The sequence below is a fragment of the Mycobacterium sp. Aquia_216 genome (assembly GCF_026723865.1).
Lineage (GTDB): Bacteria > Actinomycetota > Actinomycetes > Mycobacteriales > Mycobacteriaceae > Mycobacterium.
Map to the genome: position 1 here is coordinate 6,012,675 of NZ_CP113529.1, position 23,329 is coordinate 6,036,003.

Here is a 23,329-nt window from a genome sequence, read left to right on the forward strand (position 1 = left end):
GCGCCCGGACGGCGCGGAGACTGCGCAGGCCAGCGGGGGGCTGGGCGCGAAACCGGGGAAGATTGAGAAATGCCCCGACCGTCGACAGGATGGAGCCCATGACCAACGACGACGGCTGCCGGACACGGTGAGCGCGCTACCACCTGGCTATCCGGGTAGTCCCCCGCCGGGAAGGCCCACACCCGACGGCTTTCTGCCACCGGCCTACGGCATGCCGCCCGCCGACGGCGGTCCGCCGCCCAGCTACGGGCCCCCGCCTGGTTACAGCCCGCCATCCGGCTACCCGCCCCCTGGTTACGGGCCGCCATCCGGCTACCCGCCGCCCGGCTACGGCCCGCCCTATGGTTATGTGCCCCCACCTGGCTACGGCCCGCCCCCCGGTTACGGCGCGCCCCCCGGCTACGGACCATCGCGCGGCCCGCAGTACGGCTCGCCCCAGCTGGCCCCGGGAGCGATCAAACCCGGAATCATCCCCCTTCGCCCGTTGAGCCTCAGCGACATCTTCAACGGCGCGGTCGGCTACATCCGCACCAACCCGAAGGCCACGTTGGGGTTGACCGCGATAGTCGTCGTGGCGATGCAGATCATTTCGTTGATCGCCACCGTCGGACCGATCGCCGCCTTCGGCGGGCTTAGGAGCGACCGATCAGCGGACATGAACTGGGGAGTCGTCGGCGCGTGGTTCGGTTCGATGGGGGTCGGCGTCCTGGTCACCTGGCTGGGCGGCATGCTGCTGTCCGGAATGCTCACCGTCATCGTCGGGCGCGCGGTATTCGGGGCACCGATCACGATCGGTGAGACGTGGGTCAGAATCCGGGGGCGGCTGGTTCCATTGCTCGGCCTCGCGCTGCTGGAGGCTGCCGTCATCGGGGTTCTGTTCGGGCTGTCGGCGGTGGTCATCGCGCTGATTGCGGCGATCGGTAATGCGGCCGCGGCGGTGCTGCTGGGTGTCCCGCTATTCATCGCCATGATCGCGCTGATGGTGTATCTGTACATGATCGTGCTGTTCGCACCGGTGCTGATCGTGCTGGAGCGACTGCCGGTACTCGACGCGATCACCAGATCCTTTGCGCTGCTTCGCAATGGCTTCTGGAGGGTACTGGGCATCCGGGTGCTGACGTTCATCGTGGTCGGTGTCGTGTCCGGCGCGATCAGCGCACCGTTCAGCATCGTCGGCCAGGTGATGCTCGCCGGAATGCCGTCCACCGGAATCCTGCTGCTGGGCACCGCGATCGCGTCCGTCGGATCGGCGATCGGCCAGATCATCACGGCGCCGTTCAACGCAGGCGTCGTCGTGTTGCTCTACACCGACCGTCGCATCCGTGCCGAGGCATTCGATTTGGTACTGCAATCCGGCGCCGCGAGCGGCCGCTACGCAGCCGACTCGACCGACAGCCTCTGGCTGACCCGGCCCTTTCCGGGCTGAGCGGCGACGACAGTGCCTTCTATCGACATCGACCGCGATGCCGCACATCAAGCCGCACAGGACGAACTCAGCAAACCGATATACACCAAGGCGTCCGCGATGCAACAGCTTCTCGATTGGATCAACGAGATGCTGTACCGGCTGCTGCAGACAAGCGCCTCGATACCCGGCGGTTGGTTGACCACCGCGGTACTGCTTACCCTGCTGGCCATCGCGGTCATCGTCGCCGTCCACATCGCTCGCCGCACCATGCGCAGTAGGCGACGCGGCGACTACCGGCTGTTCGAAGCCGTCCAGCTCACCGCGGCGCAACACCGTGATACCGCGGAACGTTATGCAGCAGAGGGGAATTGGACCGCGGCCATTCGTCACAGATTGCGCGCCATCGCCCGTCAGCTCGAAGAGACCGGTGTACTGAATCCCGCGCCCGGCCGTACCGCCAACGAGCTGGCGCGCGACGCCGGCGAGGTGCTGCCCCACCTGACAGACGAATTGTCCAGGGCAGCAACGGCGTTCAACGATGTCACCTACGGCGAAGTGCCCGGGACCCAATCCGCCTATCAGCTGATCGTTGACCTCGACGACCACTTGCGCATGCGGGCGCCTGCCGCTGCAGCCGCGGCCGGGTATCAAGCCCCGGTTCAATCGTGGGCGCAGGTGCGATGATGGCCACGATCACGTCCCGGCCCGTGGCCGCGACCAGCGGACGACGGCGGTCGTGGCGCGGGGTAACGCTCGCGCTGGTTGCGCTCGCGCTCATCGCCTGGATCGGTGCGTACCTGACCGCGCCGCGACCGGGTGCTCGCATGGACCCGGTGTCGACCGGACCCGACGGGGCCCACGCGCTGGTGGCCCTGCTGCGCGACGGCGGTGTCGACGTTGTGGTGGCCGATAGCGTCGCCGACGTCGAACGGGCGGCCCGCCCCGACACACTGATCCTGCTGGCGCAGAGCCAGTACCTGACGGAAGACATGCTGGAGCGGCTGGCCAAGGCACCCGGCGACGTGCTCCTGGTCGAGCCGACCGCGCGGACCCGCGAGGCGCTGCTGCCGGGCGTGCGCACCTCCGGCGCCAGCGGCTTTGACAGCGATCCGAATTGCTCTCTGCGCGAGGCTACTCGGGCCGGATCGGTTCGATTCGGGCCGAGCGACACCTTCGACGTCAAAGACAACCGGGTAATCACCCGCTGCTACGACGGGATACTGATCCGCTTCCGGGACAACGGGCGCACCGTCACAGCGGTCGGCAGCAGCGACTTCATGACCAACGAGGCCCTGGCGCAGGCGGGCAACGCCGCCCTGGCGATGAACCTCGCGGGCGACCGGCCACGCCTCATCTGGTACGCGCCCACCCATATAGAAGGTGAAAGCTCTTCCACGACTTCAATTTTCGACCTGATTCCGGATAACGTGAACTGGATCGTCTGGCAACTCTGGGTGGTGGTACTGCTAGTTGCCCTATGGAAGGGCCGCCGTCCCGGCCCGCTGGTGGCTGAGGACTTGCCCGTCGTGGTCCGCGCATCGGAGACCGTGGAGGGCCGCGGCCGGCTGTACCGATCCCGCCGGGCCCGCGATCGCGCCGCCGCCGCACTGCGCACCGCGACACTGCAACGGCTGCTGCCAAGGCTCGGCCTGGGCACCGGTGCGCAAGCGCAGGCGGTGACGATGACCGTCGCCCAGCGCACCGGGATCGACGCGGGATTTGTTTCCCATCAGCTGTTCGGCCCACCGCCGGGCACCGACAACGACCTGCTCCAACTCGCACGTGCGCTCGACGAAATCGAAAGGCAGGTCACCAACTCGTGACACAATCCCCGTCCACCTCGCAAGCCGTTACCGCACCATCCCCGGACGCCGACTCGGCGCGAGATGCACTGCTGGCTTTGCGCGGTGAACTCGCCAAGGCCGTCGTCGGGCAGGAAGGGGTGATCAGCGGCCTGGTGATCGCGCTGCTGTGTCGCGGACACGTGCTGCTGGAAGGTGTTCCGGGAGTGGCGAAGACACTACTGGTCCGAGCACTGTCCGCAGCATTGCGATTGGAATTCAAGCGGGTACAGTTCACGCCCGATCTGATGCCCGGCGATGTCACCGGTTCACTGGTATACGACGCACGCACCGCCGCGTTCGCGTTCCGGCCGGGCCCGGTATTCACCAATCTGCTACTGGCAGACGAGATCAACCGCACCCCGCCCAAAACGCAGGCCGCACTGCTCGAGGCCATGGAAGAGCGGCGGGTCAGCGTGGACGGTGAATCCCGGCCGCTTCCCGACCCCTTCATCGTCGCCGCCACCCAGAACCCCATCGAATACGAGGGCACCTACCAGTTGCCGGAAGCACAACTCGACCGCTTCCTACTCAAGCTGAACGTGACGCTGCCATCCCGTGATTCCGAGATCGCCATCCTCGGCCGCCACGCGCACGGCTTCGATCCCCGCGACCTGTCCGCGATCAAACCGGTGGCCGGGCCCGCCGAGCTGGCGGCCGGTCGCCAAGCGGTGCAACAGGTTCTGGTCGCCGATGAGGTGCTCGGCTACATCGTCGACATCGTCGGAGCCACCCGCTCCTCGCCCGCCTTACAGCTAGGTGTGTCACCGCGTGGGGCAACGGCCCTGCTGGGCACCTCACGCTCCTGGGCGTGGCTGTCCGGACGCAACTACGTCACGCCCGACGACGTGAAGGCGATGGCCCGCCCCACACTGCGGCACCGGGTGATGCTTCGTCCCGAGGCCGAGCTCGAGGGCGCGACGGCGGACGGAGTGCTCGACGGTATCTTGGCGTCGGTTCCGGTGCCCCGCTAGTGATCCTGACCGGACGCACCGGCCTCGCGGCGCTGATCTGCGTCCTGCCGATCGCGCTCTCTCCTTGGCCGGCAAAGGTTTTCGAGGTGCTGCTTGTGGTGCTGGCAGCAGCGGTAGCTGTCGACATCGCGCTGGCGGCCAGCACCCGCAGACTGCGTTATATCCGTTCACCGGACAGCTCGGCCCGGCTTGGCCAATCGGTGGATGTGAACCTGGAGATCCACAACGACGGCCCCCGCCGCTTCCGCGGACAGATCCGCGATGGCTGGCCGCCCAGCGCGCGTGCCGAACCGCGTATTCACGCGGTCAAAATCGCCGCCAGGCAACGTCAGCACCTCCAGACTCACCTGCGGCCGGTCCGCCGCGGCGACCAGCGGGCCGCAGTCGTCACCGCCCGATCGATCGGGCCGCTGGGCTTGGCGGGGCGGCAGGGCTCGCAGCCCGTCGCCGGTCAGGTCCGGGTGCTGCCACCTTTCCTGTCGCGCAAACACCTGCCCTCGCGGCTGGCCAAATTGCGCGAGATCGACGGGCTGCTGCCAACCCTGATACGGGGACAGGGAACCGAATTCGACTCGCTGCGCGAGTATGTCGTCGGCGACGATGTGCGGTCGATCGACTGGCGGGCTTCCGCGCGCCGCGCCGATGTGATGGTCCGAACCTGGCGGCCCGAACGCGACCGGCGGGTGGTGATCGTGCTCGACACCGGGCGTATGGCGGCGGGCCGAGTCGGAGTCGACCCGACCGCGGCAGACCCAGCGGGATGGCCCCGTCTGGACTGGGCCATGGACGCCGCACTGCTGCTGGCCGCACTCGCGTCGCGGGCCGGCGACCATGTCGACTTTCTCGCCCACGATCGGGTGAGCAGGGCCGCCGTATTCGGCGCGTCGCGCACCGAGCTGCTCGCCCAGCTCGTCGACGCGATGGCGCCGCTGCAACCGACGCTCGTCGAGTCCGATTGGCGCGCAATGGTCGCCGCCGTCAACCGGCGCATCCGGCGGCGGTCGCTGGTGATACTGCTGACCGACCTCAACGCCACCGCTCTCGACGAGGGTCTGCTCCCGGTTTTGCCCCAGCTGTCCAGCAAGCACCATCTGATGATCGCCGCGGTCTCCGACCCGCGGGTAGACCAAATGGCCAGCGGGCGTTCGGATGCGGCAGCGGTCTACGACGCCGCGGCCGCCGAACGATCCCGCAATGACCGCCGCGCGATCGCGACACGGCTGCGTCAAGGCGGAGTGGAAGTCGTCGATGCGCCGCCCACCGAACTCGCACCCGCCCTGGCCGACCGCTACCTGGCGATGAAAGCGACTGGGCGCCTGTAGACGTCGGCTCAGCGAGTGGGGATCACATCCGGTGCATCGTCGACATCGCCGGTCTCCCCGGCTTTCACGGCTCGACGCCCGAAGTAGATGACATACGTCAAGAACGCCGCCTCGGCGAGGATCCCGATACCGACGCGAACAAACGTCGGCAGCGCCGACGGCGTCACCAATGCCTCGATCAACCCGGACACCAGCAGCACCCCGACGAGCCCCACCGCCACCGACACGACGGCCCGGCCCTGTTCGGCGAGCGCCTGTCCGCGGGGCCGGTCTCCGGGCGAAATCACCGACCACCCCAGCCGCATCGCCGCCGCCCCGGAGAGGAATACCGCGGTCAACTCCAGCAGCCCGTGCGGAAGCAGCAAACCCAGCAGGATGTCGCCCTCGCCGGCGTGAAACATCAGGCCCGCGATCAACCCCAAGTTGGCGGCGTTTTGGAACAGCACGATCGGAATCGGCAGTCCGAGTAGCACCGAGAACGCAATGCACTGGGCCGAAACCCAGGAGTTGTTCACCCAGACCTGCAGAGCGAACGCCAATGCGGGGTGTGCGCTGTAGTAGTCGGCGATATCGTGGTTGACCAATTGGTCGATGTCGCTGGGTGTTCCGACCGCGGCCTGCACCTCGGGGTTGGACGCCACCCAGAATGCGATGACCACCGCGACGGCGAAGAAGGCCGCCGCGGTGCCCAACCACCACCGCCAGGCGCGGTACGCGGTCACCGGAAAGGACACCGTCCAGAACCGGGTGAATGTGCTGCTGAGTGGCGCATGAGCACCGGTCACCGCGGAGCGCGCACGCGCGATCAGGCTTGACAACCGACCGATCATCAGCGAATCCGACCCGATCGTGCTGGCCGAACGCAGCATCGAGAGATGGGTGGACACGCGCTGGTAAAGCTCGACTAGTTCGTCGACTTCCGCGCCCGTCAGCGACCTGCGCTTCTTGATCAACCGGTCAAGCCGGTCCCAGGTTCCGCGATGGGTCAGCACGAATGCGTCGACGTCCACCCTGCGCAGCCTAATCGCCGTTTCGGGGTCGCCGACTGCAGCCGCTCAACACCTGTACCGTTCGGTGTTATGTCGGAGGTGGTGACCGGGGACGCAGTGGTGCTGGACGTGCAGATCGCCCAGTTGCCGGTGCGAGCCCTGAGCACGCTGATCGACATCACCGTGATTTTCCTCTTATACGTGTTGGGGCTGATGCTGTGGGCGACCACGCTGACGCAATTCGACGACGCGCTGAGCGAGGCCGTGCTGATCATCTTCACGGTCCTGGTGATGGTCGGATATCCGATGGCATTTGAGACCACCACCCGGGGACGTTCGGTGGGCAAGATCGTGATGGGCCTGCGGGTGGTGTCGGACGACGGCGGCCCAGAACGCTTCCGGCAGGCCCTTTTTCGTGCGTTGGCTTCGGTGGTGGAGATCTGGATGCTCGCGGGCAGCCCCGCAGTCATCTGCAGCATTTTTTCGTCCAAGGCCAAACGTGTCGGCGACATCTTCGCCGGCACGGTCGTTGTCAGTGAACGCGGGCCGCGACTCGGGCCGCCACCGGCGATGCCGCCGTCGCTGGCGTGGTGGGCGTCGTCGCTGCAATTGTCGAACCTGGATGCCGGGCAAGCCGAAGTCGCACGCCAATTCCTTTCCCGGGCACGTCAACTCGACCCCCAGCTGCGCGTGCAGATGGCATCCCGAATCGCCGGTGATGTGGTGTCCCGGATCGCGCCGCCGCCCCCGCCCGGAGTTCCGCCCGAGCTGCTATTGGCCGCCGTCCTGGCCGAACGGCACCGCCGCGAGCTGGCACGCCTGCGTCTTGCCATGCCCCCGACGGCACCACCGACCGGCCCCTGGACAGCCGCACCCCAGTTTCCCGGGCCGTCCGGCTGGCCCGCCGCACCGCCAGCGAGCATGCCACAACAGGCTTCGCCCGAACCGGCGCAGGGACAGCAAACAGGCGGCTTTTCCCCGCCGCGCTAAATTTGGGGTTCGGCTAGCTCGCGACGGTGGCAGCCATCAGCGCCACATCGGCGACCAGCAGCGCCCATCCGCACAGGGGCACCGCGATGCCGCCGCGGCGCTTGGCCGTGAAAAACGTGATGAGGATGACGACAAAAGCCACCATCGGCGCGCCGTAGAACGCGACACCGAAATCGATCCCGCCGTGGCCCAGGTTGGGGCAGGTGCGGTCGGTGCATCCGTCGGTGCTCATCACCGCGCCGAGCGCGAAGAGCATGACGATCGCGGCGGCCGGCACCGTCGACAGGGCTAAACCCCAGTTCACCCACGGCCACACCGGCCGGTTCCGGTCACCGTCGTGCCGCGCAGGCTCCGCCGCACTGTCGGGGTGGCTGTCGAACGTCACATTGGGGTTCTTTGCATTCATCACCGAGTTCGTACCCGTCGCCCGTCGGATACAAACGAGGTCCGCTCGGAGCATTCCGTATAGGCCAGGCCCAACGGGATGGCGATTTGCCGAGCTCCGACCCGATCAATCGTTGCATCGCGATCGTTTACGATATATCGTGATATTCCGAGGCGCACCAGACGGAGCGCTACCCCGAGAACATTGAGGACTACAACAATGAGCAACCCATTCACTCCCCCCGACGGACGATTCACCGGTCACCCCGGCCTCGGATTCGGCTTCGGCCCCGGCTTCGGACCTGGGCAAGGCCCCGGGCAACGGCGCGCCCTGCATGGCGCCCGGCGACACGCCCGACGGGAATTCTTCGAAAACCTCCGCGACCAAGCCGGCGATCAGGGCTTTGGCCCTGGATTCGGCCCGGGTTTTGGCCCCGGCTTCGGGCCGGGCTTCGGCCCCGGGTTCGGCTTCGGCCCGGGCGGGCGACGCGGCGGATGGCGTCGCGGCGGCCCCGGTCGCGGCAAGCGCGGTGACGTGCGGGCAGCCATCCTGACGCTGCTGGCCGAACGGCCGATGCATGGCTACGAGATGATCCAGCAGATCGCCGAGCGCAGCAATGGAATCTGGAAGCCCAGCCCTGGGTCGGTGTACCCGACGCTGCAACTGCTGGCCGACGAAGACCTGATCACCGCAACCGAAACCGACGGCAGCAAGAAGCTTTTCGAGCTGACCGAAGCGGGACGCGCGGCGGCGGAGAAAATCGAGACCGCACCGTGGGACGAGATCGCCGAAGGCGCCGACCCGGGTCAGATGAACCTCCGGTCGGCCATCGGCCAGCTGTTCGGCGCGGTCGCGCAATCCGCGCACACCGCCACCGCCGACCAGCAGCAGCGCATCAGCGAGATTCTCAACAATGCGCGGCGTGAGGTCTACGGCATCCTCGGCGAGGACTGACCGATCGGCCCAGAAGTGCCCGCCGGCTCAGCGCCGGCGGGCATTTCGCTAGGACACGTCGACCCAATCCAGCGTGCGCTGCACCGCCTTGTGCCAACCCGCATACCCCTCGGCGCGCAAGGCGGCGTCCCACGTCGGCGTCCATCGCTTGTCTTCCTGCCAATTGGCCCGCAGGTCGCAAGGATCAGCCCAGAACCCGACCGCCAAACCGGCCGCGTAGGCCGCGCCCAGCGCGGTGGTCTCGGCGACCACCGGCCGCACCACGTCCACGCCCAGCACGTCGGCCTGGATCTGCATGCACAGCTCGTTTTGGGTGATACCGCCGTCGACTTTCAGCACCTCAAGGCGCACACCGGAATCCGCTGCCATCGCATCCACCACATCGCGGCTCTGGTAGCAGATCGCCTCGAGCGTCGCGCGGGCCACGTGTGCGTTGGTGTTGTATCGCGACAGCCCGACGATCGCGCCCCGCGCATCGGATCGCCAGTACGGGGCGAACAATCCGGAAAACGCCGGGACGAAATACACCCCACCGTTGTCGGGAACCTCGCGGGCCAGCGACTCGCTTTGCGCGGCACCGCTGATGATGCCCAGCTGATCACGCAGCCACTGCACGGCCGAGCCGGTGACCGCGATCGAACCCTCCAGCGCGTAGACGGGTTTGGCGTCGCCGAACTGGTAACAGACCGTGGTCAGCAGACCATTGTCGGAGCGCACGATCGTCTCGCCGGTATTGAGCAGCAGGAAATTGCCGGTGCCGTAGGTGTTTTTCGCCTCCCCCGCCGACAGACACACCTGTCCGACCATCGCGGCGTGCTGGTCGCCCAGGACCCCGGTGATCGGCACCTCGGCGCCCAACGGCCCGTCGGTCAAGGTGACGCCGTAGGGCTGCGTCGGCGACGACGACGCGATCGTCGGCAGCATCGCGCGCGGAATCGAGAAGAAGGACAGCAGCTCGTCGTCCCAATCCAGTGTTTCGAGGTCCATCAGCATGGTCCGGCTGGCGTTGGTCACGTCGGTGACGTGCACCCCGCCCCGCGCACCGCCGGTCAGATTCCACAGCAGCCAGGTATCGGCGGTGCCGAACAGGGCGTCGCCGTTCTCGGCCGCCGCGCGCACCCCGTCGACGTTCTCCAGGATCCATTGCAGCTTCCCGCCGGAAAAATAGGTGGCCGGGGGCAGGCCCGCCTTCCGGCGGATCACGTCGCCATGCCCGTCGCGGTCCAGCGCCGACGCGATCCGGTCGGTGCGGGTGTCCTGCCAGACGATCGCGTTGTAATACGGCCGCCCGGTCTGGCGATTCCACACCATCGTGGTCTCGCGCTGATTCGTAATTCCTAGCGCGGCAATATCTTTCGTCGAGAACTTCGAGGTGTTGAGCACCGACATCAACACCGACGAGGTGCGTTCCCAGATCTCGATCGGATTGTGCTCGACCCAGCCGGCGCGGGGCAGGATCTGTTCGTGCTCGAGCTGGTGACGAGCGACCTCGGCGCCGTCGTGATCGAAAATCATGCAACGGGTACTGGTGGTGCCCTGATCGATAGCTGCGACGAACTCGGCCACCTGTCTCCTTCGTCGTGAACTGCGACACGTTCATGCCATCGTCCATGATGGGGTACCGGCCCACCAGATCTGCAGCTGACCGACCCGATTCGCCACGGCCGGGCACGGATGCGACGGCGCGATCAATCGCGCCGCTCTTGCGTTACCGGCGGTAACCCTGTTGCATCGGCGATGTGGGCGAAGAGGTCAAGCGCACCACGTACGACCGCGCACATCGGCGGGAGTACCGGCGCAAGGTGCAGCTGTGTCTGGACGTCTTCGAGACGATGCTCGCCCAGTCACGCTTCGATTCCGACCGGCCGCTGACCGGCATGGAGATCGAATGCAACCTCGTCGATGCCGACTATCAGCCAGCCATGTCGAACCGGCATGTGCTGGATGCCATCGCAGATCCGGCCTACCAGAAGGAATTAGGCGCCTACAACATCGAATTCAATGTGCCTCCCCGGCCGCTACCCGGACATACCGGGCTGGACCTGGAGGCCGAAGTACGGGCCAGCCTCAACGACGCCCAGACCAAGGCCGGCTCCGGCGGCACCCGCATCGTGATGATCGGCATCCTGCCCACGTTGATGCCCGAGCATCTGTCACGCGAGGGCTGGATGAGCGAGTCGACGCGCTACACCGCGCTCAACGACTCGATCTTCAACGCGCGCGGCGAGGACATCCCGATCCATATCTCCGGTCCGGAGCCGCTGAGGTGGGAGGCGGCGACGATCGCGCCCGAATCCGCTTGCACCAGCATGCAATTGCACTTGCAGATGGCGCCGGCCGACTTCGCTGCCAACTGGAATGCGGCGCAGGTGATGGCCGGCCCGCAGCTAGCGCTGGCCGCCAACTCGCCCTACTTCTTCGGCCATCAGCTGTGGTCGGAAACCCGCATCGAGGTGTTCTCGCAATCCACCGACACGCGACCCGAGGAGCTCAAAACCCAAGGGGTGCGGCCCCGAGTGTGGTTCGGCGAACGCTGGATCAGCTCCATCCTCGACCTGTTCGAAGAGAACATCCGGTACTTTCCCTCCCTGCTGCCGGAGTTGTCCGACGAGGATCCGGCCGCCGAGCTGGCCGCCGGGCGCATTCCGCACCTTTCCGAACTACGTCTGCACAACGGCACCGTGTACCGCTGGAACCGGCCGGTCTACGACGTTGTCGACGGGCGCCCGCACCTGCGGCTGGAGAATCGGGTATTGCCGGCCGGGCCCACCGTCATCGACATGCTGGCTAACTCCGCCTTCTACTACGGCACGCTGCGCGCCTTGTCCGAGGAAGAGAACCCGTTGTGGACGAGGATGGGTTTCGATGTGGCGCATCACAATTTCCTGAAAGCGGCCCGCCACGGGATGGACACCCGGCTGGACTGGCCCGACTTGGGTGAGGTGACGGCAACCGAGTTGGTGCTCGACACATTGCTGCCGATAGCCCACGAGGGACTGCGCCGATGGGGCGTCGACGCCGACGTGCGCGATCGTTTCCTCGGCGTGATCGAGGGCCGCGCCAAGGCCGGCCGCAACGGCGCGAGTTGGCAGGTGGCAACGGTGGACGCCTTGCAAGAGTCCGGCATGACGCGGCGCGCGGCGCTCGCCGAAATGCTGCGCCGGTATTGCGACCACATGAACGCCAACGAGCCGGTCCACACCTGGCCATGCTAGCCGCGGGTACGTTGGAAACCATGACACCCAACGAGTTAATAGACTGGGACAGCGCCTATCGCGGCGAGGGTGAGTTCGAAGGACCGCCGCCGTGGAATATCGGTGAGCCACAGCCTGAATTGGCCGCACTGATCGCAGCCGGGAAATTCCGCAGCGATGTGCTCGACGCCGGCTGCGGGGTCGCCGAACTGTCGCTGACGCTGGCCGCGCAGGGCTATACGGTGCTGGGCGTCGATCTCACACCCACCGCCGTCGCGGCCGCGACCAAGGCGGCCGGGGAACGCGGCCTGGGCAATGCCAGCTTCGAGCAGGCCGACATCACCTCGTTCGCCGGCCACGACGGCCGGTTCGCCACCGTGGCTGACAGCACGCTGTTTCATTCGCTGCCGGTCGAGGCCCGCGACGACTACCTGCGCTCGGTGCACCGCGCGGCCGCCCCGGGCGCCAACTACTACGTGCTGGTGTTCGCCAAGGGCGCCTTCCCCGCCGAGCTGGAACCGAAGCCCAACGAAGTCGACGAGGACGAGTTACGCGCGGCGGTGAGCAAGTACTGGGAGATCGATGAGATTCGGCCCGCCTTCATCCACGCGAATTTCCCGGAGATCCCCGACGCGCCGTTCCCATTCCCGCCGCACGACCGGGACGAAAAAGGCCGATTGAAGCTTCCCGCTTACCTACTGACGGCACACAAAGCCTGAGCGAAGTCACGGCCCCATAATGGCCAGGCCCCAGTTCAGATGGCCTTGCCATACGCTCGCAATGCGCCCGCCCTGCACGGCGGGCTTAGGGTCGCCGATCGGACCGTCGGCGGCACGGATCGCCGCGACCGTGGCGTCCAAATCGGGGGACCACAACGCCAGCCCGATCAGCGCCGGGTGGGCGCCGGCGGCAACCACTTCGATGAAGCCTTCCCCTGCGCGGTAGAACGCCATCTCGGGTCCTTCCGGACCCCGCGGATGAAAGCGCCGGCGCGGCGGGGTGCCCAGCACCGCATTGAGAGCGGTGACGGCCGCGTCCAATTCGCTCACCGCGTAGACCACGTGGTCGACATGGGTGACACCGCAGGGATGCACCGCGCCGGTGACCGGCGGGTGAACCGCCGTCGGAACCCCGAGAACTTCGGGCCGCGCATAGATTTCGTCGAATCCCCAGCCGCGCTCGTCGGTCAGCGCACAGCGTACCCGCCCGATGCGGATCGCGCGGTCGTCGACGGCGAATCCCATTGTGGTCCAGGCATGTTCGTCACCGGGCACGCCGAGCCAGGTCAAGGTGGCCATGCCGATCGCGATTACGTCGCGGTGGCGACGGTCGCGGCAATCAGGGCTTCGGCGAAGCTTTCCAGATCGTCGGTGGTGGTATCGGCGTGCGGGGAGATCCGCAACCGCGGCGCGGTCATCTCGAGCGGCGCCCGCTGCACTCCGGCGTAGGTGGTCAGGATCCGCCGTTCGGCGAGCAGCCATTCCCGCACCGCTTGCGGGTCGGCACCGTCGACGGGCGCCAGAGTGGTGATCGCGCTTGGTTCTTCGACCTCTTCGATCACCACCCATCCCGGCACATCGGCCAGCGTCGTTCGACTGATGCTGCCGAGCTCGGCCAGCCGCGCGCGCACCGCCTCGGGCCCGAACGCCAGATACTCGCCGAGCGCTACCGAAAACCCCACCCGTGCCGCGATATTGGCTTCGCCGAATTCGAGCTGCTCAGCAACCGACAACGACCGCGATTTTTGGGCCCACTCCGGTGCCGCCAGCCGCGGCTTGAGTCGCTCCGTCAGGTCGGGCCGGACGCCAAGGAAGCCCACCCCGCGCGGACCGGCGATCCACTTGCGCGACGACGAATAGGTGACATCGGCGCCGACCGCACAGTCCACCTGGCCCAACGCTTGGGCGGCGTCCACAACCAGGGGCAGACCCAACTCGCGGCACAGTTGCGCGATCATCGAAATCGGCTGCACGACACCGCAATGGCTGGCCACCGGCGTCAGATGGACGAAATCGGGCAGGTCGGCCTGCAGTACGAATGCCGCGTCGTCGAGAGCCAGCCGGCCATCCTCGAGGGTCGGCAGGAGCTGGTGGTCGAATCCGTGTGCGTCCAGCACGGCGAGGTTGGGGCCGTATTCGCCCGGCAGGCAGGCCACCGTGCGACGGTCCGCGGGCCAGCTACCCAGCAGCAGATCCAGGGCGTTCAGCGAACCCGTGGTGTAGACGATGTCGGCATCGCTCATCCCGGTCAGCGCGGCGAACGCGGCACGCCCGGCGTCGAGTGCGGGTGCCGCGGCCAGCGCCGCCACATATCCGCCGACCTCCGCCTCGTGGCGGGCGTGCAGCGCGGCGGCGTCGATGGCCGCGTAACTCTGGCGCGAACAAGCCGCACTGTCCAGGTGTAGACCGGCCACGGGTGGGCGAGCCGCCCGCCATCGGTCGGCCAGCGACCCGCCGTCGCTCACTTGACTGCCAACGACAACCCGAAATCGCCCGCGGCATCCGTCCACCACCGAAGGCGACGCAGTCCCGCGCCCGCCAATTCGGCGCTCACCCCACCCGGGTGGAACTTGCTCGACACCTCGGTCAGCATTTCCTCTCCGGCGGCGAAGTCGACGGTCAGGTCGAGGGCACCGACCCGGACCCGCTGCGGCCGTTCGGTCCGCAGCCACATTTCGATGCGTTCCTCATCGGCGTTCCAGCGCGCCACATGCCGGAAAGCGTCGACGTCGAAATCGGCGTCGAGTTCCCGGTTGACCACCGCGAGCACATTGCGATTGAACCGGGCCGTCACTCCGGCGGCGTCGTCGTAGGCGCGCACCAGCCGACCGGTGTCCTTGACCAGGTCGGTGCCCAGCAGCAGGGTGTCGTCGGGGCGCATCACCTCCGCGAGGGACTTGAGGAATTCGGCACGGGGTCCGGGTGTGAGGTTCCCGATCGTCGAGCCGAGGAACACGAACAGGCGCCGACCGCCGCCGGGAATCTCGCCGAGGTGCTCTTCGAAATCGCCACAGACAGCCTCGATTTCGACGTCCGCGTACTCGTGTTGAATGGCCATCGCCGCGGTCGACAGGATGTTTGCATCGACGTCGAACGGGACAAACCGGCGCAGCGATCCGCGATTATGCAACGCGTCCAGAAGCAGACGGGTCTTCTCCGAGGTGCCGCTGCCGAGTTCGACCAGGGTGTCGGCCTGGCTGGCTGAAGCGATCTCGGCGGACCGGGCGCGCAGGATCTCCGCCTCGGCCCGCGTCGGGTAGTACTCCGGCAAGCGAGTTATCTGGTCGAACAGCTCACTGCCTACCGAGTCGTAAAACCACTTGGGCGGCAACATCTTCGGCGTGCTCTGCAAACCGTCGAATGCATCGCGACGCAATGCGTGGTACGCCGAGTCGGCGGCGAGATGGTTAGACAACGTCAGTGTCATCAAGATCCTTTCGGCTCGTCCAGCGGGGTCATCGTTACGCCTTTTGTGGTCACTTCGACAAGGTGGTGATCGGGCACGTCCTCCCATTCGGAGTCGTCGTCGTAGGGCTCGCTGGCCAGCACCACGCCGTCGTCGCGGCGCAGAATGGACAAGGTATCGCCCCAAGCGGTTGCCAGCATGCGAGAACCGTTGGCGGCCAGTATGTTAAGTCGAGCATTTGGGTCGAGCGAGCCGATCTGCGCAACCGTCTCGCCGAGCACGTCGGGACCAAGCGAGAAGACGGTGGCCGCCAACATCGCACTGTCACAGACGGATTCAGCCGTCGACGTCAACGGCAGCACGGTGCGGTCAACGACACCGTTGTGCGACAGCAGCCAGTGGCCGTCGGTGAACGGCGCGGTCGCGCTGGCTTCGATCGGCATGCCGACGGTCGCCGAGCGCACCGCGGCCACCACACAGCGGCTGCGCAGCGCGGGCGCGACCGAATCGAACGAGGTGTCACCCCACAACGGCGCCGAGCTCCGCCAGCGTCGTGGCACTCCCCCGCCGGAAGGGCCGTCGAAAAACCCGACGCCCCAACCGTCGGCGTTCAACAGGCCGTGCTCCTGGCGGCGCGGAGCGTAGGACTGCACGCGAAGGCCGAAGGGCGGATCCAGCACCAGCGAGGAGACGCTGACGTCGGCGCCGAGCCAGCCGAGGTGACGGCACATCAGGCGGGATCCCGAGCGTCGTCGACGTCCCAGGCCAGCCGTACTCCGGAGAAGATCTGACGGCGGATGGGGTGGTCCCAGTTACGGAAACTGGGCCGCAGAATGGCAGATTCGACGGCCCACGATCCGCCGCGCAGAATCCGGTAGTCGCCGTCGAAGAACGGCTGCGAATAGCGCTCGTAGACCATCGGGACGAAACCGGGCCACGGCCGCAGGGGGGAGCTGGTCCACTCCCAGACGTCGCCCAGCATCTGCTCGACGCCGTAGGCCGACGCGCCGGCGGGGTAGGCGCCGACGGGTGCCGGCCGCAGGGCGGTGCCGCCCAGATTGGCGACCTCATCCGACGGGTCGGATGCTCCCCACGGGTAGCGGCGCCGGGTCTCGGTCGCCGGATCCCAGGCGCAGGCCTTCTCCCATTCCATTTCGGTGGGCAGCCGGGCACCGGCCCATGCCGCGTAGGCCTCGGCCTCGAAGTAGCTGACATGCTGCACCGGCTCGTCGGCCGGAATGTCTTCGATGTAGCCGAAACGGGTACGCGTGCGCCCGTCGGAACCCCAGAATTGCGGCGCGCTAAGGCTCGCGGTCGAGCGGTGCTCCCAGCCGCGCGGGGACCACCAGCGCGGGTCGCGGTAGCCGCCGTCGCCGATGAACTGTTGCCATTCGCCGTTGGTGACCGGGACCCGGCCAATCCGGAAGGGCGGCAAGTCGACGACGTGGGCCGGGCGTTCGTTGTCCAACGAGAACGGTTCACTGGCGGCATCAACGCCCAGCACGAACGGGCCGCCGGGCACCAGCACCGACGTTCCGGTCAGGCCCCCCCGGCCCGCGGGCAAGGCGCCGGGGTCGCGCAGCAATGCCGCGCCGGTGCGCAGGTTCAACGCCTGGAGCATGGTTTCGTCATGCTGGTTTTCGTGGCTGACCACCAGCCCGTAGACGAAAGCCGTGCGGTCTCCGGCGGGGTCGTCGGGCAACGCGTCCAACGCGTCCAGTGCCGCGGAACGCACTGTGCGGCAATAAGATCGGGCTTGCTCCGGGGACAGCAGCGGCAGGTCGACGCGGCTGGCGCGAGAGTGTTCGAAGGCGTCGTAGAGACCTTCCACCGACGGCTCCAGCATTCCCGGCCGGTTCGGGTCACCGCCGCGCAGCAGCCAAAGCTCTTCCTGCTGACCGATATGCGCGAGGTCCCACACCAGCGGGCTCATCAACGGGTCGTACTGACGCCGCAGTTCGGTGTCGTCGAAGTCAACCAGCCGCAGCGTGCGCGTGCGCGCCCGCTCCAAATCGTCGGCGATCCGTTCTCGGCATGACGATCGCAAGCGCGGCGTAGCCGGGCGCAGCGGGTCGGAATCATCGGGGAAAGTCACAGGCCCCCTCGTGCCAGCTGCGACACCGTCGCCACGATGCCATGCTCGATCACCTGGTCGGAAAAGTCGTCGCCGGGACATCGACCCTTTTCGACGGTGCGGATCAGACGCGCCATCGCGTCGGTGAGCTCGGGGGGCGCCTTCTCGGCCGCGATGGCCACGCACGCGATAGCGGCCTCGTGCAGGCGCCGGTCGCTCAGGCCGAGCCGGGCGGCGTTGTCCCAGGCGGTGGCCACCGGTTCGACGACCGCCGCGGCGGCGTCGGCGGCGACCGGGTCGTCGAGCAGGGCGACCAGGGTGAACGCGATAGCGGGCCAATAGGCATCCGGTGCGCTGTCGAGGTAGCGGATTTCCAGCCATTGCCGGGGGCGTACCGGCGGGAACAGCGTGGTCAGGTGATAGTCGAGATCGGCGAGGGTGGGACGCCGGTCGCAGAGCAGCGCCGAGCCGTCCGCCCAATCGGCGAAAGACACGTAGTGAGTCAGCGCGACGGCCTCGGGATTGTGCACCATCATCACCGGCGCCTTGAGCGCGTAGCGCGCCCAGTCGGTGCCGGGGTCGTCGCCACTGGCCCCCAGGATGGGACCGCAGCGCGCGGAGTCCATCTGGCCCCACACCCACTGCCGCGTCGACACCCAACCGGAGAAGTCGCCGCCCAGCATCGGGGAGTTGGCCGCGATCGCGATCATCGTCGGACCCAAAGCGTGGGCCAGCCGGACCCGGTCCGCCCATCCGGCTTGCGGCCCGGCGTCCACGTTGACCTGAACCGAGGCCGTCGACGTCATCATCGCGGCACCCGCGTCGGCAGAATTGCTGGCCGCGAAGAACTCTTCCATCGCGCGATAACGTGCGCCCGGGTTGACGCGCTTGGGTACCCGCAGCGGATCGGCGCCCAGGAAAACAAATCCCAGCCCGGCGTTCGCGAACGCCTTCCGCAGCACGCCCTGGTCGTTGTTCATGCCTTCGATGGCCGCGGCGACGCCGTCCTCGGGCCGGCCGGACAGTTCGACGGCGCCTCCGGGCTCAACGGTGATCGCACTGCCGCCGGGCAGTGGCGGCAGTGCATCGATGACCGCGGTGATTTCGTCCCAGCTCGGCCTGCGGTAGGGATCGACAGGGTCGAAGCAGTGCGCCTCCATCTCCAAACCGACGCGCCCCAGCGGGCCGTCGATCAAACAACCGTCGGCGATGTACTGGGCGGCTTCTTCGGAACTGGTCACCTCGGAGTCGGCCGGACGGGCGGCATCTAGCTGCGAGGCCGCGGCGGTGATAGCGGCGAGCGTCATATCACGATCCCTCCGGGCTCGACCACGCCCGAACATCACCGGGCCGAGCGCCATCTTGGGCAGCCATCGGAACGATCGCCACCGTCACTTCATCTTCCAGATCGCCCCGACATATTCCCGTTCCCGCTGGTTGTCGCCGCACGGCTTAGTTGAATACCCATATTCACCGAACTATTGCCCCAGCGCGTTTTGCATCGCCCCGGCCAGCACGTTGACCGCGGGTCCCGCGTTGCCAGACTGACAAACCTTCGCCTGCAGCAACACGTTTTCGCGCAATCGGGTTTGATCGAAGCAGCGCCGATCGGTGCCCGCTTCCTGCTTGGTCCAGTTCGCGTCGGTCGCCGTCGCCGGGCCGCCAGCAAATGACCACACTTGTGTCTGCCCGTTGTCCAAGTGCATCGCGGTGGTCTGACCCGAGCAGCCACCCGTTCGGTCCACCACCCGATGAAAAGCCCGGCCCGCGGCGTCGTTGGTGGCGAAGACGCCGATCGCCTGCTTCACCAGATGCGTCTGATCGTTGGCCGACGTCTGCGCGGTGGCTCCGTTGAAGGACGCCAGGTCGGGGTCGTTGTACACCTCGGGTAGCCCGATGTCCGCCCAGTTGTTGCAATCGGCAAGCTCGACGAAGAAGCCCTGGAACGGTTCGGTGAATACCGATTCCCAGCCCATCGGGCCGCCGACGATGTTGCCGACCGACCCTTTGCCGAGGACCGCGTAGGACACCACGCCGGGCTCCGAGGGATGGCCGGCCGCGAGGGGGACGCCCGCGGCCGCCCCCAAGCCCAGACCGACGCTCACCGCCAGAGCGGGGATCCGCATCATGGAACTTGATCATGCCAGGGCCAGGCCCCGCAGCGAACGTCGAGTTGCTGAGCCCGGCGTGGGGCGAACGTCGAGTCGTCGGGCCGAGCGCGGCCGAATCCACCCGACAACTCGACGTCCGGCGCCAAACTATTGAGCCCGCAGGCCCTCTTCGACTTTCTTACCGAGATCGGGGTCGACGTTGCGCCAGTACTCGAACACCCGTGACAGTACCGGCTCTTTGACGCCTTTGGAGACATGCCCAATGATGTTGTGCACCAATCGGTCTCGAGCAGCATCATCGAGCACCTCGCGGACCATGGTGCCGGCCTGGCCCCAGTCGTCGTCCTCGGGGTGCAGCGTGTAGGCGGCACGGATCATCTGCCCGTCGGCCTGCCAGCGCACCTCGGCGGCGCGTGCCGGGTCGGCCTTCGGGCCACCGTAGGAGTTGGGCGCATACACCGGATCCGAGGCATTCTTCATCCGCATCGCGCCGTCCTTGGAGTAACTGTTGACCTCCACATGGGGCGAGTTGACCGGGATCTGCCGGTAGTTGGCGCCCAGCCGCGCACGGTGCGCGTCCGAATAGGAGAAGCCGCGCGCGAGCAACATCTTGTCCGGGCTCAATCCGGTGCCTGGCACGGTGTTGTTCGGCTCGAAGGCGGCCTGCTCGATCTCGGTGTGGTAGTCGGTGACGTTGCGGTCCAACGTCATCTTGCCGACATCGATCAACGGATAGTCGCTGTGCGGCCACACCTTGGTCAGATCGAACGGGTTGAACCGGTAGGTCTTGGCCTCCTCGAACGGCATGATCTGCATCTTGAGCGTCCAGCTCGGGTGATTGCCGCCCTCGATCGCCTCGTAGAGGTCGCGCTGGTGGTAGTCGCCGTCCTCGCCGGCCAATTGGTCGGCGTCCTCCTGCGTGAGGAAGTCGACGCCCTGGTCGGTGATGAAGTGGTACTTCACCCAGAAGATTTCACCGGCGGCGTTGATCCAGCTGTAGGTGTGGCTGCTGTAGCCGTTCATCTGGCGCCAGCTCTTGGGGATGCCCCGATCGCCCATCAGCCAGGTCACCTGGTGCGCCGACTCGGGAACCAGACTCCAGAAGTCCCACTGCATGTTGTGGTCGCGCAAATTCGTTGCGGCCATGCGTTTTTGCGAGCGGATGAAGTGCTGGAACTTCATCGGATCACGCATGAAGAAGACCGGCGTGTTGTTGCCGACCATGTCGAAGTTGCCCTCGCTGGTGTAAAACTTCAGCGCGAAACCGCGGGGGTCGCGCCAGGTGTCTGGGCTGCCGCGTTCGCCGGCGACGGTAGAAAACCTGGCCAGCATCTCGGTCTTGGTACCCGGCTGGAAGACCGCGGCGCGGGTGTACTTGCTGACGTCGTTGGTCACTTCGAAATGACCGAAGGCGCCTCCACCCTTGGCGTGCGGCTGACGCTCCGGGATGCGTTCCCGGTTGAACTGCGCCATCTGCTCAATCAGGTAGTGATCCTGCAGCAGGATCGGGCCGTCGGGACCGATCGTCAGCGACTGTTCATCGCTGGGCGCGGCGATACCGGCATCGGTCGTGGTGTAGCGCTCCGTCATCTCGTCATCTCCTCGCTAAGTGGGCTGAATCCGAGGGCAGTCGACGTGTACCCACCCAGTGTGAACCCGAATCGGCGTCAAGCAGTTTCAGCGCGCAGACCGAACAGCCCGGCAGCCCACGGTGGGTGCCGGGCTGCCTGGGCCTCTGGCTGCTAAGGACGCGGTCCCGGGTTCGGAGTACTGGGCGACGGGCTCGGAGCCGCGGGTCCCCCCGGGCCACTGGGGCCGGCGATCGGCCCACCGGGACCACCCGGGCCGAACGGGCCGGAACCGTACGGGTAGGGACGAGACGGCGCCATGGCGGGGCCACCCGGCCCGCCGTACTGCCACGCTCCTGGGCCGGCGGGGCCGCCGGGTCCGGCGGGGCCACCGGGTCCGCCGTACTGCCACGGTCCCGGGCCGCCCGGGCCGCCCGGGCCGCCGGGCTTGAACATCGTGCCGTGGTGCTGGTGGCAGTGGTGGTGATATCCGAAGATCACGGCGCCGGAGAAGAAGACGACCGACAGGATGAAGACGATCCCGGCAACGATCACCACCCATGCCGCGGCCGTATAGACCTTGGGCGGCTTCACCACGTGCGTAGGCGGGGCGGCGGCGACGTGCGTCGGCTGGGTTGCGGGTTCAGGTGTTTCACTCATGCCTCGATACTGCCTCTGAAAGCAACTGCCGCAACAGCTTCCGGCGACAAAGTTGCTGTGAATTCATCCAAATGCGATCAAGGCGGCGGGATCGCTGAATCACTGGTAGCCCGGCGCTCTGGTGAGCGCCGGGCTACGACGTGTGGAGTTAGTGGCCCCCCGGGGTCCTCCTATTACCCCGTGAGCATCTGAACGGTTGAGGTCTTCGCCTCGCCGCGCCTATGGCGTGCGAGACGGAACGACCGACGACGGAATCTGGCCGGGCCCGGGAGCGGCGGGAGCCACCGATGCGGGCGGGGGACCCGGAGGGGTTGCTCCCCAGCCACCCGGACCACCCGGACCACCGAATCGGTGCGGATGCACCATCGCGTGGTGCTTGTGGTGGTGATGGCCGTGGTGGTGCCCGGTGGACTTACCGAGCAGGAAGCCGGTGAAGAAGATGACCGCGAGGACGAACACGGTCCCGGCGACGATGGCGACCCAGGCTGCCGCTTGGAAGACCCTGGGGGCTCGGTGGACGACGACCGGCTCTGCCGGCGCCGGCGCAGTTGCGGTCGAGGACCGCACAGTGGGGGTTTCAGATGTTTCACTCATGAGACACATGATGCGTGGGTAAACAATAGTTATTGCTATGCGCTACTTATGTAGCAGCTGTGAGCCAAAAAACCCGCCTCACCTGCCGGAACGGCCGTGACGACAGGCACGGCCGGACCCGCTGCCGGCCTGGCCGAGGTGGCCGGTTGAGGCCGGCGACCGCTGTGGGCCGCTTGATGGCCGAACTGCGGCGGTGGTTGGCCTAGGCGAGGACGATGTCGAGCGGCACTGCGCTGCTCAGCGTGTGCCCCACTGGCGAGCTGGCCACCACACTCCGGTGCAACTCTTCGAGCTGCGTGCGGGAGGCATCGGTGTCGATTCGGACAGTGGCCGTCACCGATTCAAAGCCTGCATGGCCATCCTTGAGGCCGAGGAACACACGAAGATCGAGGTCACCCCTCAGGTCGACCTGCAGGCTGTTGATTTGGATCCCGGCGATCGTGGCGTTCGCCGCATAGCCGACCGCCAGGCAGTTGCCCAGCGCGGCTAGGAGCTGCTCCACCGGGTTGGGGGCGCTATCGCCACCGCCCAGCGCCGCCGGCTCATCCGAGGGCGCGGGAGGGAATTGGCGCACGCGCGACGAAGACGAAAAGCCGCCCTTCCACGTCACGTGCGCGGCCCAGCTAGTGTGCGCCTTACTCGGGTTGGCTCGGACGGCCTCGATCAGCTCCCCGACGGCTTTGATGTCAACGTCGTTGAGCCGCAAATTCGCATGGACGGCCACGAGTTCTCCATTCCTCCGCCCGACCGCGGACACGGGCAGGCGCTAAATATCCCAGGGTCAACACCGAGGAACTAGCGTTTCGCACACGGTGAGTCGTACCGCATCCACTCGGCAACGCGCGCCGCTGCTCGATCAG

At 67.0% G+C, this 23,329-nt stretch carries 23 protein-coding genes; 9 read left to right on the plus strand and 14 right to left on the minus strand.

Translation table 11 applies throughout. The features are described 5' to 3' along the window. The first annotated feature begins 127 nt into the window (after positions 1-127). Genes OK015_RS28305 through OK015_RS28325 form a run of 5 tightly spaced genes read left to right on the plus strand, consistent with a single transcriptional unit; the run spans position 128 to position 5,545 of the window. Complete coding sequence (locus OK015_RS28305) at positions 128-1,426, plus strand: DUF7847 domain-containing protein (protein WP_442791178.1); 1,299 nt, start codon at positions 128-130, stop codon at positions 1,424-1,426. Positions 1,427-1,438: 12 nt separating this feature from the next. After that, positions 1,439-2,092 carry a DUF4129 domain-containing protein gene (locus OK015_RS28310; RefSeq protein ID WP_268128252.1) on the plus strand — a complete coding sequence of 218 codons (654 nt, stop codon included), beginning with the start codon at positions 1,439-1,441 and terminating at the stop codon, positions 2,090-2,092. Continuing rightward, the gene (locus OK015_RS28315; RefSeq protein WP_268128254.1) at positions 2,092-3,231 is read left to right on the plus strand and encodes a DUF4350 domain-containing protein; all 1,140 of its coding nucleotides are present in this window, start codon (positions 2,092-2,094) and stop codon (positions 3,229-3,231) included. The genes OK015_RS28310 and OK015_RS28315 overlap by 1 nt, the downstream gene beginning before the upstream one ends. Beyond that, positions 3,126-4,223, plus strand: a complete 1,098-nt coding sequence (locus OK015_RS28320; RefSeq protein WP_442791335.1) for an AAA family ATPase — start codon at positions 3,126-3,128, stop codon at positions 4,221-4,223. Before OK015_RS28315 ends, OK015_RS28320 begins: the two co-directional genes overlap by 106 nt. Next, positions 4,223-5,545 (plus strand): DUF58 domain-containing protein, encoded by a 1,323-nt coding sequence (locus tag OK015_RS28325; protein WP_268128258.1) that lies wholly within the window; start codon positions 4,223-4,225, stop codon positions 5,543-5,545. Before OK015_RS28320 ends, OK015_RS28325 begins: the two co-directional genes overlap by 1 nt. An 8-nt stretch (positions 5,546-5,553) precedes the next feature. On the opposite strand, the gene OK015_RS28330 is transcribed toward OK015_RS28325, so the two are convergent. Then, positions 5,554-6,555 carry a stage II sporulation protein M gene (locus tag OK015_RS28330; protein ID WP_268128260.1) on the minus strand — a complete coding sequence of 334 codons (1,002 nt, stop codon included), beginning with the start codon at positions 6,553-6,555 and terminating at the stop codon, positions 5,554-5,556. Between the two features lie 69 nt (positions 6,556-6,624). Between OK015_RS28330 and OK015_RS28335 the strand changes: the two genes are divergently transcribed. Then, a complete protein-coding gene (locus tag OK015_RS28335; RefSeq protein ID WP_268128262.1) occupies positions 6,625-7,524 on the plus strand; it encodes an RDD family protein in 900 nt (299 codons plus the stop codon). A gap of 13 nt (positions 7,525-7,537) precedes the next feature. On the opposite strand, the gene OK015_RS28340 is transcribed toward OK015_RS28335, so the two are convergent. Next, positions 7,538-7,930 carry a hypothetical protein gene (locus OK015_RS28340; RefSeq protein WP_268128264.1) on the minus strand — a complete coding sequence of 131 codons (393 nt, stop codon included), beginning with the start codon at positions 7,928-7,930 and terminating at the stop codon, positions 7,538-7,540. A 198-nt stretch (positions 7,931-8,128) separates the two neighbouring features. Between OK015_RS28340 and OK015_RS28345 the strand changes: the two genes are divergently transcribed. Beyond that, on the plus strand, positions 8,129-8,863 hold the full coding sequence (locus OK015_RS28345; protein ID WP_268128266.1) for a PadR family transcriptional regulator: 735 nt from the start codon (positions 8,129-8,131) through the stop codon (positions 8,861-8,863). Between the two features lie 48 nt (positions 8,864-8,911). Here the strand turns inward: OK015_RS28345 and glpK are convergent, their stop codons facing one another. Further along, positions 8,912-10,378 (minus strand): glycerol kinase GlpK, encoded by a 1,467-nt coding sequence (gene glpK / locus OK015_RS28350; RefSeq protein WP_268133174.1) that lies wholly within the window; start codon positions 10,376-10,378, stop codon positions 8,912-8,914. A 224-nt stretch (positions 10,379-10,602) separates the two neighbouring features. Here glpK and OK015_RS28355 point away from each other — a divergent pair, with 224 nt between their 5' ends. Continuing rightward, positions 10,603-12,078 (plus strand): glutamate--cysteine ligase, encoded by a 1,476-nt coding sequence (locus OK015_RS28355; RefSeq protein WP_268128268.1) that lies wholly within the window; start codon positions 10,603-10,605, stop codon positions 12,076-12,078. 20 nt (positions 12,079-12,098) lie between these two features. Beyond that, positions 12,099-12,776, plus strand: a complete 678-nt coding sequence (locus tag OK015_RS28360) for a class I SAM-dependent methyltransferase (protein ID WP_268128271.1) — start codon at positions 12,099-12,101, stop codon at positions 12,774-12,776. Between the two features lie 6 nt (positions 12,777-12,782). Here the strand turns inward: OK015_RS28360 and OK015_RS28365 are convergent, their stop codons facing one another. From OK015_RS28365 to OK015_RS28415, 11 genes are all read right to left on the minus strand, one after another. Further along, positions 12,783-13,355 (minus strand): VOC family protein, encoded by a 573-nt coding sequence (locus tag OK015_RS28365; protein WP_268128272.1) that lies wholly within the window; start codon positions 13,353-13,355, stop codon positions 12,783-12,785. Positions 13,356-13,366: 11 nt separating this feature from the next. After that, on the minus strand, positions 13,367-14,521 hold the full coding sequence (egtE, locus tag OK015_RS28370) for an ergothioneine biosynthesis PLP-dependent enzyme EgtE (RefSeq protein WP_268128273.1): 1,155 nt from the start codon (positions 14,519-14,521) through the stop codon (positions 13,367-13,369). After that, entirely contained in the window at positions 14,518-15,483 is a 966-nt protein-coding gene (gene egtD, locus OK015_RS28375; RefSeq protein ID WP_268128275.1) for an L-histidine N(alpha)-methyltransferase, read from the minus strand. The genes egtE and egtD overlap by 4 nt, the downstream gene beginning before the upstream one ends. Further along, positions 15,483-16,193 (minus strand): ergothioneine biosynthesis protein EgtC, encoded by a 711-nt coding sequence (gene egtC / locus OK015_RS28380; RefSeq protein ID WP_268128276.1) that lies wholly within the window; start codon positions 16,191-16,193, stop codon positions 15,483-15,485. Before egtC ends, egtD begins: the two co-directional genes overlap by 1 nt. Next, positions 16,193-17,485: an ergothioneine biosynthesis protein EgtB gene (gene egtB, locus OK015_RS28385; protein WP_442791336.1), complete on the minus strand. Its 1,293-nt coding sequence runs from the start codon at positions 17,483-17,485 to the stop codon at positions 16,193-16,195. The genes egtC and egtB overlap by 1 nt, the downstream gene beginning before the upstream one ends. A gap of 68 nt (positions 17,486-17,553) precedes the next feature. Further along, positions 17,554-18,843, minus strand: coding sequence for an ergothioneine biosynthesis glutamate--cysteine ligase EgtA (gene egtA, locus OK015_RS28390; protein WP_268128277.1), 1,290 nt, complete (start codon positions 18,841-18,843; stop codon positions 17,554-17,556). Between the two features lie 171 nt (positions 18,844-19,014). After that, complete coding sequence (locus tag OK015_RS28395; RefSeq protein ID WP_268133176.1) at positions 19,015-19,662, minus strand: sensor domain-containing protein; 648 nt, start codon at positions 19,660-19,662, stop codon at positions 19,015-19,017. Between the two features lie 132 nt (positions 19,663-19,794). Next, positions 19,795-21,237: a catalase gene (locus OK015_RS28400; protein WP_268128279.1), complete on the minus strand. Its 1,443-nt coding sequence runs from the start codon at positions 21,235-21,237 to the stop codon at positions 19,795-19,797. Positions 21,238-21,389: 152 nt separating this feature from the next. After that, a complete protein-coding gene (locus tag OK015_RS28405) occupies positions 21,390-21,875 on the minus strand; it encodes a hypothetical protein (RefSeq protein ID WP_268128281.1) in 486 nt (161 codons plus the stop codon). 219 nt (positions 21,876-22,094) lie between these two features. Continuing rightward, positions 22,095-22,469, minus strand: a complete 375-nt coding sequence (locus OK015_RS28410; protein WP_442791179.1) for a hypothetical protein — start codon at positions 22,467-22,469, stop codon at positions 22,095-22,097. 202 nt (positions 22,470-22,671) lie between these two features. Beyond that, entirely contained in the window at positions 22,672-23,193 is a 522-nt protein-coding gene (locus OK015_RS28415) for an OsmC family protein (protein ID WP_268128285.1), read from the minus strand. Positions 23,194-23,329 lie beyond the last annotated feature (136 nt).